The organism is Paenibacillus pasadenensis DSM 19293, from assembly GCF_000422485.1.
Lineage (GTDB): Bacteria > Bacillota > Bacilli > Paenibacillales > Paenibacillaceae > Paenibacillus_O > Paenibacillus_O pasadenensis.
This window is the reverse complement of record NZ_AULW01000030.1, coordinates 100,162-113,169: the sequence shown is the minus strand read 5'-3', so window position 1 is coordinate 113,169 and position 13,008 is coordinate 100,162. Positions and strand designations below refer to the sequence as shown.

Below are 13,008 nucleotides of genomic sequence, written 5' to 3'. Positions count from 1 at the left end.
CCCCCTATGCGTAGTATTTGGTCGAGCGGATCAAGGCGTCCAGCTCCTGCATGCCCGGCAGCTCGTCGATCGTGCCGGGGTGCTGCTGGTCGAGGCGGGTCAGCTCGAGGAGCAGCTGGTTCAGCTTGAGCAGAATTTCTTCGTTGTGGCCAAGCGTCGCTTTCAGAAACTCATGCTGCTCGCGGATCAGCTCGAGCCGGCGCTGCTGCAGGTCGCGGGAGAGCGAGCGGCTGCCGGACTTCAGCTCCGCCTCCGTCTGCTCGTAGAGGGCGAGCCGGCTGAGCACCGCTCGCAGGTTGCGGCGGAACAGCTCCTCCACTTCCAGGATGACGCCGCTGAACTTGCGGTAGCTCAGCTCCTCGGGCTCGAAGCGCTGCGCGAGCAGCCGATGGAGCGACTGCTTGCGCTTCTCCATCCGGTCCAGCTGCTCCAGCGCCAGCTCCAGCTCGGCCGCGACCGTGCGGACGCGGCGGAACGCGCCAAGCGCGGCGGCGTAATGCTCGACCGTCTCGAGCTTGGCGGGAGCGGCAGGCGCAGGCGGACGTTGAAGCAAGGCATAGGCGCCGTATAGAAGCGCGAGTCCGCTGGCGGCCAGAACGGCCGCTCCGAGGGCGGAGGAGAAGGCGGAGCCTCCGAAGCGGACGTTCATCAAGCCGGGAGAAAAGACCGCGACGTTGGCGGCGGCCACGCCGAGGGTGAGGGCGAATGCCCGGGCGAGCTTGGTTGCGGCCAATGGTTCGACCTCCTGCCTGCAAGGAATTAGGATCGTTTACTACTAAGCGATAAGGTTTCTTTTCCTACGGCGCATCCAGCAGAATGGTTGCAAAGGAATCGAATTCCTTTACAAGCTCCGTCTCCCAAAACGGATGCTTGGCGCCAATTCATGAAAATTATACCATAGCTCCGTCTGCCTGGATGCAGAAAAGTCCCGTCCGCATAGGGCGGACGGGACTTGCGGACGAGCTCAATCGGCGATCACGATGATCAGGGCGGCCACGCTGGCGACGGCAGTGACGATATAAAGCAAGGAGAGCCGCGCCCAGCGGCCGCCGTGCTTGCGGTCGTAGTCCGGATCGGCCTGCCGGTTCTCGCGGGAGAAGCCGACGGCAAGCGTAGCGCCGATCGCGGTCAGGATGACCAGAGCGACTAGAATGTAAGGCAGCATGGAATTCCCCCTCGTGGAAGCGTTTCTATGCCCTCAGTATAGCAGATCGAGACGCCGGAAAGACCCCCTGGCTGTGAAGGCTTCGCGAACAAAGCCGCTTGCCGGCAGGCCGGTCCGACCGGCTGCAAAAACCGGCTTCGGTTGGCCGGCTCGACCGGCCGCAAAAGCCGGTTTTCTTCAGGCCGGCGCGGGCGGCCGCCAAGACCGGCTTGCGGTTGGCCAGAGCGACCAGCCCGGCCGCAAGCCGAAAAAAAGCCGCCCTTAGGGGCGGCTGCGGCTTCAGCGGCTGTAGTAATACTGCTTGATGTAATAGTGGGAGTCGCTCAGCCCCGTCTGCTTGCGGCAGTCGGGACAGATGAGCTCGCCGCGGGCGGGAGCGTTGCTCTCGCAGGAGAAGCACAGCTCCGGCGCCTCCGCAGAGGAAGCGCCTGGGTCGGCTTGGCGGATCGGGTCGGTCGTCATCGTGGATCGTCTCCTTTGTCAGTCGGATTGGTCCTGCAGATGCGGGTAGGCTCTCGTCGTCAAAAATTCAGGCAGCGTCTGCTCCAGCGTCATCTCGCGGAACAGGTCGGCCGCCAGCCGCAGCGACTCGAGCCGTCGCGGCGGCTCAAGCCCGGCCTCGAGCGGCTCCAGCTCCTCGGCCAGCCACCGCTCCAGCAGCTCCGGGGCGAGCCGCCTGCCGTCCGCCAGCTTCGCCTCCGGCAGATGAAGCCATTGCCACAGCTGAGCGCGGGAAATCTCGGCCGTCGCGGCATCCTCCATCAGGCCGCGGATCGGCACGGCTCCGATCCCGTCCAGCCAGGCGGCGACATACTGGACGCCGACCGACAGGTTGGCGCGCACGCCCTCCTCCGTGATCGGGCCTGCCGGAGCCTGCAGCAGCTCGGCCGCCGTCACGTCGCCGCCACCCGGCATCGCGCCGAGCTGGTTCGGCCCCGGCATAAACGCGTCGAATACGTCCCGCGCCACCGTCACGAGCGCCGGATGCGCCACCCAGGTGCCGTCGTGTCCGAGCCGCGCCTCGCGCTGCTTGTCGCGGCGGACCCGCTCCAGCGCCAGCTCGTTGGCCTTTGCGTCGTGCTTGACGGGGATGAACGCCGACATCCCCCCGATGCAGTGCGCGCCGCGCTTATGGCAGGTGCGGATCGCCAGCCGCGCGTAGGCGTCCATGAACGGCGACTCCATCGTCACCAGGCTGCGGTCCGGCAGGATCGCGTCCGGGTGGCGGCGCAGCTTTTTGATATACGAGAAGATATAGTCCCAGCGGCCGCAGTTGAGGCCGTCGACATGCTCTCTCAGCGCATGCAGGATCTCCTCCATCTCGAACGCCGCCGGCAGCGTCTCGATCAGCACCGTCGCCCGGAAGAAGCCGCGCGGCAGGCCGAGCCGCTCCTCCGCATGGACGAAGGCATGCGCCCAAAGCGCCGCTTCCTCCATGCTCTCCAGCTTGGGCAGGTACAGGTAGGCGCCTTCTCCTCTCTGCCGCAGCGCAGGCGCGTTATGCCAGGCGAACAGGCCGAAGTCGAACAGGCTCGCCGAGATCGGCCGGCTGCCGAGCCGCGCATGCTTCTCCTCCATATGCCAGCCGCGCGGCCGCATTTTCAGCACGGCCGGACGCTCCGCCAGCTCCAGCCGCCTGCCGTCCGGCGTCTCGTGGCACAGCGTGCGCGCCAGCGCGTCCCGGATGTTGCGCTGGCCGCCGACGACGTTGCGCCAGGTCGGGGCGTTCGCGTCCTCCAGGTCGCACATGAATACGCTGGCGCCGGAGTTGAGCGCATACAGGACCATCTTGCGGTCGCCCGCCGGGCCGGCGATCTCTACGCGCCGGTCCTGCAGCGCCGGAGGCGGCGGAGAGATCCTCCACGAGCCGGAGCGGATCGGCGCCGTATCGGCGCGAAAATCCGGCTTCGCCCCGCGGTCGAACGCCTCCTGCTTGCGCGCCCGCTCCTCGAGCAGCGCGCGGCGCCGGTCTCCGAACCGCTGCTCCAGCTCGCCGACAAAAGCAAGCGCTTCGGCCGTCAGCATCGCCTGCAGCTCCGGCTTCAGCGGCGGGGCGGCCAGCTGCAGCCGGTTGTCGATCTCCCTCATGCTCCCGCCTCCTCGCTGGCTGCCGCCGCGAACTGCGCCGCCTCGGTCGATCCGGCGAGGGCGGCGGTGCTCGCCGTCCCGCCGCTCACGACGCCCATCACCTCGTCGAAATAGCCGGTGCCGACCTCCCGCTGATGGCGCGTCGCCTCGTAGCCCGCCGGCTCGGCGGCGAATTCGGCCTGCTGCAGCTCGGAGTAGGCGGCCATGCCGCGCTCCCGGTAGTCTCTCGCCAGCGTGAACATGCTGTAATTGAGCGCATGGAAGCCCGCGAGCGTGACGAACTGGAACTTGTAGCCGAGCCGTCCGAGCTCCTGCTGGAAGCGCGCGATTTCCTCGTCGCTCAGCTTCTTCTTCCAGTTGAAGGACGGCGAGCAGTTGTAGGCGAGCGGCTTGCCGGGATGCATCTCGTGGATCGCTTCCGCAAAGCGGCGCGCCTCCTCCAGATCCGGCTCCGACGTCTCGCACCAGACGAGGTCGGCATACGGCGCGTAGGCGAGGCCGCGCGCGATCGCCTGCTCGATGCCCGGCCGCACTTCATGGAATCCTTCCGGCGTGCGGACGCCGGTGCGGAACGGATCGTCGGCCGGATCCGCGTCGCTCGTCAAGAGCCGGGCGGCGTGGGCGTCGGTGCGGGCGATCAGCACCGTGTCGACGCCGAGCACGTCGGCCGCCAGCCGGGCGGAGACGAGATGGCGCACCGCCTGCTGCGTCGGCAGCAGCACCTTGCCGCCGAGATGGCCGCATTTCTTTTCCGAGGAGAGCTGATCCTCCAGATGCACGCCCGACGCGCCGGCCTCGATCATCGCCTTCATCAGCTCGAACACGTTCAGCGCGCCGCCGAAGCCGGCCTCGGCGTCGGCGACGATCGGCAGCAGGAAGTCGATGTCGTCGCGGCCTTCGGCATGCTGGATCTGATCCGCCCGCTGCAGCGCTTGATTGATCCGCTTCACGACGCTCGGCACGCTGTTGGACGGGTACAGGCTCTGATCGGGGTACATCTGTCCGGACAGATTGGCGTCGGCGGCGACCTGCCAGCCGCTCAGGTAGATCGCCTTGAGCCCCGCCTTCGCCTGCTGCACCGCCTGGTTGCCGGTCAAGGCGCCGAGCGCCGGCACATACGGCTCGCTCTGCAGCAGCTCCCACAGCCGGGCGGCGCCGCGCGCGGCCAGCGTATGCTCGACGAGCACGGAGCCGCGCAGCTTCAGCACGTCGTCGGGGCCGTATGGCCGTTGCACTCCCCGATAGCGGGGCGAGCTCCAGCGCTCCAGCAGCCGCTCCCTCTCCTGCTCGATCGTTCGGCTCGGTCCGCTCATGTCCACGCGCCTCCTTCCTCCAGCTCCAGCACGCCGGAGCCCTCGCAGCGCGGGCAGCGCTCGTACGCGCCTTCGGCTGCCTCCTCCGGGCGTCGCCACGCAGATCCTCGCGCCTCAGATTCCTGCGCCTCAGGACCTCGCAGCCGAGGACCTCGCGCCCCTGAGGCGTCCCAGCCTCCTTCGAGCAGCTGGAATTCCAGCTCTCCATGACCTTCGCAATGCGGACAATCCATCCGAGCCATCTCCAATCTGTATGAGTTTGTTTCATGTTCTTGTGGCTATTATATAACAGCAATCAAGAAATGTTCAATACTGTTTTAGACTATTTTTATGTTGTTATAGTACAGTTTGGAGAATGCGTCTTCGCGACTGTTCTTGCTGCCCAGACTTAGCCTCTGCGCGGCACGAGAGAGGGTCGCTGCGAAACGCCCCTGCTCGTTGAATAGGGCCGTCTGAGGCTCATGGAAGGGGAGGACGCCAGCTGCCGCAGGGACGTTTAAAAAGAAAAAACGAGACGAAGCCGCTGCATCGCAGCTTCGTCTCGTTCTCTTAATTGGCGATTCAAGTTGGAATCGTACAAGCTATGGTCCGCAGCGGCGCGGCTCTCTGACGGCATGACGGGATGCTGCCATGCCTCTGCCGCGTCAAGCCGCCTCACGGCTCCATCAGCCTCGCCGTCAGCATCGACTGGGCGACCTTGCGCCCGTCGGCATATACCTGGATCTCGATCTTGCAGAACTTGCGGCTCAGCTCGATCAGCTCCGGGTACAGGCGGAGCGTCTGGTCGATCTCCACCGGCGCGAGGTAGTAGACCGACTGGCTGTCGGCGATCAGGTTGCCGCGCCGATGATCGCGCAGCGCCCGCGCCGCGGCATGATGGACGAGCCCGGCGAGCACGCCTTCCGACAAGTGCCCCATCGGGCTGCTGAACAGCGCTTCGGCCGGCCCTTCGTAATAAAGGCGTCCGTCCGCTTCCTGCCCGGAGACGAAGCGGCGGCGGATCTGGTCCTCCAGCGTCTCGCCGTTCTGCGGCTGATGCTGGATCTGCTGCATCGCCTGCAGCACGTCCTTGCGGCTGATGACGCCGCTCAGCCTCCCTTCCGCATCGACGACCGGCAGCAGCTCGATCGACTCTGCGACCATGCGGTGCCCCGCCGTCGCGACCGACGTCTGCGGCGTGCATGTCTTCGGCTGAGGCGTCATCCGCTCGGCGATCGGCTCGGCGGGCGAAGCGCCGATGAGATCCTTCGTCGTCACCATGCCAACCGGGCGCCGCTCGCGGTCGACGACCGGGAAGCGGTTGTGGTTCGTCTGCTCGATGACGGCCATCGCGTCGGCGACGGTCGCTTCTTCCGGCAGCGACGCGACGGGCTCGTCCGCATTCATGATGTCCGCGACGAGCACGATCTGCTTTTTGATCAGCCGGTCGTAGATCGCGCGGTTGATGAGCGCGGCGACCGTGAACGTATCGTACGCGCTGCTCAGGATCGGCAGCTCCAGCCGGTCGGCGAGCGCGACGGCTTCCGGCGTCGCGCCGAAGCCGCCCGTCACGAGCACCCCGGCTCCGAGCGAGAGTGCGCTCAAATGCGCCTTTTCGCGATTGCCGACGATGAGCAGGTTGTCCGGCTCGATATAGCCCATCATCGCCTCGAGCTGCATCGCGCCGATGACGAACTTGCTGAGCGGCTTGCCGAGGCCCGCCTCGCCGCCGAGCACCTGGCCGTCGACGATCGCGACGATCTCTCCGAACGTCAGCCGGTCGATCTTCTCGCGCTTGCTGCTGTCGACGCGCACCGTGCCGGTCCGCAGCTTCGTGCTGACGATGCCGCGCGCCTCGGCGTCCTTGATCGCCCGATAGGCGGTGCCCTCGCTGACGTCCATCGCCTGGGCGATCTTCCGCACCGAGACGCGCGCGCCGACCTCCAGCTTTTCCATATAGGCGATCAGCTGCTCATGCTTGGTGGAAAAATCCGCTTCTGCCATGCCCGCTTCCCTCCGCATCGTTGGTGCTGCTCACGGCTGCCCGCCGCCGGGTCCGAGCTTTTTCGCTTCCGACGGCGTCATGCCGTTGTACCGCTTGAACAGCTTGGTGAAATAGTTCGCGTTGCCGCAGCCGACGCGCTCCGCCGCCTCGGCGACGCTGCAGTCCTCCTGGCGAAGCAGCCGCATCGCCTCCTGCATGCGCACCTGGTTCACATAGTCGATGTACGTGCTGCCCGTCAGCTTCTTGAACACTTTGCAAAAATGGAACGGATCCATCCGCACGCGCGCCGCCGCGTCCTCGATCGTATGCTTGTCCGCGCAGCTCGCCTCCACATGGCGGAGCAGCTGCTTGAAGCGCTCCTGCCGCAGCTGCGCCTCTCGCGGCCTCGCCGGCGCGGGAGCGGGCTGCGCGGCCGCCGCGCGCGCCAGCAGCAGCAGCAGGCCGGTCCGCGCTAGCAGCCGCCCGCCCGCCGTGCCGGCGGCGATGTCGGCGATGACGCGCTCCGCGAGCTCCGTCTCCCCGCTCGCGCCGAGCGGGTGAAGCCGCCCTTGGCCGTCCAGATAAGGCTGGAGCAGCTCCGCATAGCCGGGATCGCCGCTCCAGTCGCGCAGCAGCGCGCCGCTGAACACGACCGATACGTATTCGGCCGCTCCGCCGAAGCGGCTGTAGCCGGCATGCAGGTCGCCCGCCTGCACGAGCAGCACGGTTCCCGGCTCCGCCTCGAACGGCTCGCTGTTCAGATGGAAGACCGCCTTGCCCCGCCGCATGGCGATCAGCTCGAAATGCTCATGCCAATGCAGGAACAAAATATTCTGTCCCGGAGCCGTATCCTCGGCACGGTTGACGTAGACCTTGGCCGGAAACAGCGGATCGAGCGGATTGCGCTCCCGCAGCCGGATTCCATCCTTCATGCGATGCACCGCCAAGATAAGAGTGGTATTCCCCAAGATCGGCTAGAGCCGCGCCGATTGACAGCGCTTATACTAAGCCTGATTGAGTTCATCATAAACCAACATCGGCACGGTCAGCAAGGCAGATCGTTCTCGGTCCGCTGCTGCCCTGGCCGACAACCGGATTCCCTAGAGGAGGCTCTCATCCCCATGAACCGAACCTTATCTTCCCCGCGCCGCCGGATCGTCGTCGCCGGCTGCGGCGGCATGGCCCATACCTGGGTCGAGTATGCTTTGACCCGCGACGACGCCGACATCGTCGGCCTTGTCGACGTCCGCCTCGAGGCGGCAGAGGGCATGCGGGACAAGCACGGCCTGAGCTGCGGCGTCTACACGGACCTGGAGCAGGCGATTGCGGAAAGCGGCGCCGATCTCGTCTTCGACGTGACCATTCCGGCGAGCCATCATGTCATCAGCCAGACGGCGATGCGGCTCGGCTGCGACGTCTTCACCGAAAAGCCGCTGGCCGAAAGCTGGGAAGCCTGCCTCGACGTCGTCCGGACCGCCTCCGAGACGGGCCGCATGCATGCCGTCATGCAGAACCGGCGCTTCGACCCGCGCATCCGCGCCTTCCGCAAGCTGATCGCCGGCGGCGCGATCGGCACGCCGGGCTTCGCCGGAGCGGACTTTTTCATCGGCGCCCACTTCGGCGGCTTCCGCGACCTGATGGACAGCCCGCTCATCCTCGACATGGCGATCCATACGTTCGACCAGGCGCGGCTGCTGCTCGGCGCCGATCCCGTGTCCGTCTACTGCCAGGAGTTCAACCCGCCCGGCTCCTGGTACAAGGGCGCGGCTTCGGCGCTGTGCATCTTCGAGATGTCGGACGGCAGCGTATTCAGCTACCGGGGCTCCTGGTGCTCGGAAGGAGCTCCGACCTCCTGGGAAGCCCAGTGGCGCGTCATCGGCTCGACCGGAACGGCGCTCTGGGACGGCGAAGGCTCGCCTTACGCGGAAGTCGTCGATCCCGCCGGCCAGGAGCAGGCGTTCATCCGCAGCTCGCAGCGCATCGACACGTCTCCTGACGAGGCGGGCGAGCCGTGGCATCACCGCTGCATCGCCGAGATGTTCGACGCGCTGCATGGCGGCCGTCCCTCGGAGACGGACTGCCGCGACAACCTGCTCAGCATGGCGATGGTGTTCGGCGCGATCCGCAGCTCCGCCGAAGGCCGCAAGGTGGCCATCTCCGAGCTGCTGCCGAGCGGATCGCTCGGTTGACAAGCGCTTCAACGACAGACAGGTCCGGCCTCAGCCGAACCTGTCTTTTTAATTCGCCTCATCTACTTTCCCGTTCCTGTCTCTTCGCACTCTTCCTTTGAACACGAAAACGTCCTCCTCGACAGAGCGGAAACCGCTATAACCGAAGTCTCCCCCCGGCACGCCCATTACGCCTTTCCGGTTTTTCGCTGTCATGCCCCGTCCATCCGGCAAGCCTTGGCCCGCTCAGCGAGGACGGCCCTCCCGCAGCTCCGGCAGCTTGGCGGACATGCGCTCCATCGCCGTCTTCATCTGCGCGTTGTCGATATGCGTGTAGATCTGCGTCGTCTCGATGCTCGCATGGCCGAGCAGCTCCTGCAGCGTGCGGATGTCCGTGCCGCTGCGGATCTGCATCGTCGCGAAGCTGTGGCGCAGCTTGTGGCTCGACAGCTTCTTCATCGCCAGCTCCGGCCGCTCGCCCTGCAGCCGCTCCAGCGTGCGGTCCGCGATCGTCTGGATCATGCGGACCGACAGGCGGCGTCCGAGCTGGCTGACGAACATCGGCTGCTCCTTGCCTTGCCGCATCCGGCCGCGGCTGTCGTCCTCCAGGCGCCGCAGCAGCCGGGCGAGACTGTCCGGCAGCGGCAGATAGCGCCATTTCCGTCCTTTGCCGAGCACCGACAGCGTCCCGTCCGGCTTGAGATCGAACGAGTTGAGCCGATGGATCTCCCCGACCCGCAGTCCGGCGTACGCCATGAGCAGCAGGATCGACAGATTCCGTTCCTGGTGCTTGCCTCCGACATGCCCGAACAGCTCCTGCAGCTGCTCCTCGTCCAAATAGACCGGCATGCGGTTTTTCTGCTGGCGCGACTTGGGCGTGAGCGCGGCCGGATTGGCCTGCAGCCGGTCCATCTCGTTGAGCGCCCGATAGAACGCCCGCAGGGAGCTCAGCTTGCGGTTGCGCGCCTCGTCTCCCGCTCCCCGCTCGCGGCTCGCGGACAGATAGCGCATGATGTCCAGCTTGCCGCTGCGCTCGAGCGCTTCGGGATACAAGGACGCGAGATAGAGACGCACGTCGGCGACATACGCCCGTTCCGTCGACAGCGTCATGCCCTGGTTCTTCATCCAGATGCGGAACAGCTCCAGCTCCTCGCCATAGGCCTCTTGCAGCTCATGCACCGTCACGGACAACCTTCCCCACTCCTTCTCGTTCCTGCTAAAAGTCTCTTAAAATCGAAGTTGCGTAAAATATGTATTTCACGCAACTTTTGAGCCGGGAAAAACGGCATTCCTGAGCTCAGGAATGCCGGACATGCTCGAGCGTCTGTCGGAACACTTGTTCGACGTGATCGTCGTCGAGCGAATAGTACACCGTCTTGCCTTCCTTGCGGCGCTTCACGATCCGCATGTTGCGCAAATAGCGCAGCTGATGGGAGACGGCGGATTGGTTCATTCCGAGCAGCACGGTCAGATCATGCACGCACAGCTCGCTGTGCATGAGCGCGTCGACGAGCTTGACCCTTGTCGGATCGCTCAGCGCCTTGAGCCAGTCGGCCAGCTGCAGCGCGGAGCGGTCGTCGAGCATCGCCGCCTTGACCGCGCTTAGATCGCGGGGCTGCTCGGGCGCCGCGTGCTCGCCCTCCAGCTCGGACGGCTCGTCCTCGCGCCAAGCGGCCTCCTCCACCTCGGCCCCTGCCTGGCTTTTCGCATCCGTATTCATCCGCCTCTGCCTCCGATCCGTATCCATTGACCTTCATTATACCAATCGCCGGCATTAAACGGAAGTTTTACGGACATCATTAATTTTTAGGGATAATTGTCCCAATCGGTTGACCATTCCAGCAAACAATCATATCATATGAGCAAGTATTCATGCGTATGGTCAAGGAAGGAAGATGCCCCTTGCTGGAATATCGGGTAAAAGGACTCAGCTGCGGCAACTGCGCCGCCGATCTGGAGCGGCAGATCCGCAAGCTTCCTCATGGCGATACGGCCGCGCTTCATTTTTCATCCGCGCGCCTCGTCATGGATGAACGCGTGCCTATGGACAAGGTGCGCAAAATACTGAAGACCGACGGCGCTTCGATCCTCGCGGAACGATCGGCTTCGGCCGTTCCAGAAGAAGCCCCCGCCTCCTGCTGCGGGGCGGGACACTCTCATGAGCATGGCCACGATGCAGATGCCCACGATGGGGTCCATGATGATGACAGCAATGATGCACATGGCCACGCTCACGGGCACGGTCACGCTGGAGTCCATCATGATGTTGACAGCAGGCACGAACATAGCCACGGCCAAGCGGACCTTCGCAAGCATGTCGCCCAAGCGCAGGAGCAAGACCAGGCAAGCGCTCCTGGACACGCGCACGGTCATGATCATGACCACGATCACGACCATGCCTCCGGTCGCGGCATCTACGCGCAGCTCGGCATCAGCCTCGCGCTGCTGCTGGCCGCCGTCCTGCTCGGCGACCGCGTGCCGTCCGCCGTCTCCATCCCGCTCTATCTCGGCGCGATCGCGCTCAGCGGCTGGCGGACGTTCTGGAAAGGGCTGCGCAATCTGGCGAGCCTCCGCTTCACGATCGACACGCTCATGACCGTCGCGCTCATCGGCGCCGTCGCCATCGAGGAGTGGAAGGAAGCAGCGCTCGTCGCGATCCTGTTCGGCGTCAACGAGCTGCTCGAAGGGCTCGGCATGAACCGCGCCCGCGAGTCGATGGACCGCCTGCTCGAAGCGGCGCCGAAGGAAGCGATGCTGCTGGAGGACGGCGCGACGCGGCGTATTCCCGTGTCCCGCCTGTCCGCCGGCCAGACGGTGCTGGTCGCCGCAGGCTCGCAAATCCCTTCCGACGGCGTCATCGTCACCGGCAGCAGCTCCGTCAACGAAGCCGCCATCACCGGCGAGCCGATCCCGGTCGACAAGAAGCCCGGCGACGCCGTATTCGGCGGCAGCCTCAACCAGGAGGGCAGCCTGACGGTCCGGATCGAAAAATCGTACTCGGAGTCCTCCCTGGCGAAAATTCTCCAGCTCGTCCAGGAGGCGCAGGAGTCCAAGACGCCGACCGAGCTGTTCATCAACCGCTTTTCCCGCTACTATACGCCGGCGATCATGATCATCGCCGTGCTGGTCATGCTCGTCCCGCCGCTGCTGCTCGGCGGCGAGTGGCGCCACTGGCTGTACGAAGGACTCGCCGTGCTCATCGTCGGCTGCCCGTGTGCGCTCATCCTCTCCTCGCCGGTCGCGATCCTCGCCGGCATTACGCGCCTCGCGCGGGAAGGCATCCTGGTCAAAGGCGGCGCCCATCTCGAGCAGCTCGGCCGCATCCGCATCATCGCCTTTGACAAGACCGGCACGCTGACGAAGGGGCATCCGCATGTGGCCGAGGCGGCGAGCTGGGACGACCGCTTCCTCCCGGTCGCGGCCGCGATGGAAAGCGGCTCCGCCCATCCGCTCGCCAAGGCGGTGCTCGCCTACATCGAGGAGCGCGGCATCGCCTACGAGACGGCGGAAACGACGGCCGTACCCGGCAAAGGGCTCGCTGCCGCGCTCGGCGGCACGAAGTACTCGCTCGGCAGCCCCGCTGCGCTGGAGGAGCTCGGCATCCTCCCGCATGCGGAGGCGGCCGAGGCGCTCCGAGCGTACCGCGAGCAGGGCTTGACGCTCGTCGCGCTGGCGGACGAGAGCCGGCTGCTCGGCCTGTTCGGCATCTCCGACGAGCTGCGGCCGGAGACGCCCGGCGTCGTCCGCGAGCTGCGCCGCGCCGGCATCGCCCGCACCGTCATGCTGACCGGCGACCATGAAGCCGCCGCCCGCCGCATGGCCGCGGCAGCCGGCGTCGACGAGACGGCAGCCGGACTGCTGCCCGCGGACAAGGTCGAGCGCGTCAACCGGCTCAAAGCCGCAGGCAAGGTCGCGATGATCGGCGACGGCATCAACGACGCGCCGGCGCTCGCCGCCTCCGATCTCGGCATCGCCATGGGCAAAGGCACGGACAGCGCGATCGAGACGGCCGATCTCGTGCTCATGCAGGATCATCTCGGCAAGCTGCCCGAGGCGATCCGCACCGCCAAGCGCACGAACCGGATCATCCGCTTCAATCTTGCGGTCGCGCTCGGCCTCAAGCTCGTCGCTCTGCTGCTGACGATCCCGGGCTGGCTCACGCTCTGGATCGCCATCCTGTCGGATATGGGCGCGACGATCTTCGTCTCGCTCGTCAGCCTGCTGCTGCTCGTCCCTTCCCGCCGCTCGGCGGAAGAGCCGGCGTCTGCACCAGCCGTCGCGGAATGAGGATGGAATGAGCGCAGAAAATAA

At 65.8% G+C, this 13,008-nt stretch carries 11 protein-coding genes; 2 read left to right on the top strand and 9 right to left on the bottom strand.

The genetic code is table 11. The annotated features are described in order from the left end of the window. Positions 1-4: 4 nt before the first annotated feature. The 7 genes from H582_RS0105430 to H582_RS0105395 form a co-directional block, all read right to left on the bottom strand. Complete coding sequence (locus H582_RS0105430) at positions 5-733, bottom strand: hypothetical protein (protein ID WP_028597720.1); 729 nt, start codon at positions 731-733, stop codon at positions 5-7. 231 nt (positions 734-964) lie between these two features. Next, positions 965-1,165: a hypothetical protein gene (locus H582_RS26115; protein ID WP_043110956.1), complete on the bottom strand. Its 201-nt coding sequence runs from the start codon at positions 1,163-1,165 to the stop codon at positions 965-967. A 279-nt stretch (positions 1,166-1,444) separates the two neighbouring features. Next, positions 1,445-1,627 (bottom strand): hypothetical protein, encoded by a 183-nt coding sequence (locus H582_RS0105420; protein ID WP_028597719.1) that lies wholly within the window; start codon positions 1,625-1,627, stop codon positions 1,445-1,447. 18 nt (positions 1,628-1,645) lie between these two features. After that, positions 1,646-3,253, bottom strand: coding sequence for a malate synthase A (gene aceB / locus H582_RS0105415; RefSeq protein ID WP_028597718.1), 1,608 nt, complete (start codon positions 3,251-3,253; stop codon positions 1,646-1,648). Further along, positions 3,250-4,566, bottom strand: a complete 1,317-nt coding sequence (gene aceA / locus H582_RS0105410; protein ID WP_043110955.1) for an isocitrate lyase — start codon at positions 4,564-4,566, stop codon at positions 3,250-3,252. Before aceA ends, aceB begins: the two co-directional genes overlap by 4 nt. A gap of 654 nt (positions 4,567-5,220) precedes the next feature. Next, positions 5,221-6,549: a DRTGG domain-containing protein gene (locus H582_RS0105400; RefSeq protein WP_028597715.1), complete on the bottom strand. Its 1,329-nt coding sequence runs from the start codon at positions 6,547-6,549 to the stop codon at positions 5,221-5,223. A 30-nt stretch (positions 6,550-6,579) separates the two neighbouring features. Next, positions 6,580-7,461, bottom strand: coding sequence for a helix-turn-helix transcriptional regulator (locus H582_RS0105395; RefSeq protein ID WP_028597714.1), 882 nt, complete (start codon positions 7,459-7,461; stop codon positions 6,580-6,582). A 189-nt stretch (positions 7,462-7,650) separates the two neighbouring features. Between H582_RS0105395 and H582_RS0105390 the strand changes: the two genes are divergently transcribed. Then, entirely contained in the window at positions 7,651-8,718 is a 1,068-nt protein-coding gene (locus H582_RS0105390) for a Gfo/Idh/MocA family protein (protein ID WP_028597713.1), read from the top strand. A gap of 225 nt (positions 8,719-8,943) precedes the next feature. On the opposite strand, the gene H582_RS0105385 is transcribed toward H582_RS0105390, so the two are convergent. Continuing rightward, complete coding sequence (locus H582_RS0105385; protein WP_228551860.1) at positions 8,944-9,882, bottom strand: tyrosine-type recombinase/integrase; 939 nt, start codon at positions 9,880-9,882, stop codon at positions 8,944-8,946. 112 nt (positions 9,883-9,994) lie between these two features. Then, positions 9,995-10,417, bottom strand: coding sequence for an ArsR/SmtB family transcription factor (locus tag H582_RS0105380; protein ID WP_084136675.1), 423 nt, complete (start codon positions 10,415-10,417; stop codon positions 9,995-9,997). Positions 10,418-10,599: 182 nt separating this feature from the next. Here H582_RS0105380 and H582_RS26110 point away from each other — a divergent pair, with 182 nt between their 5' ends. Further along, positions 10,600-12,984 carry a heavy metal translocating P-type ATPase gene (locus H582_RS26110; RefSeq protein WP_043110954.1) on the top strand — a complete coding sequence of 795 codons (2,385 nt, stop codon included), beginning with the start codon at positions 10,600-10,602 and terminating at the stop codon, positions 12,982-12,984. Positions 12,985-13,008 lie beyond the last annotated feature (24 nt).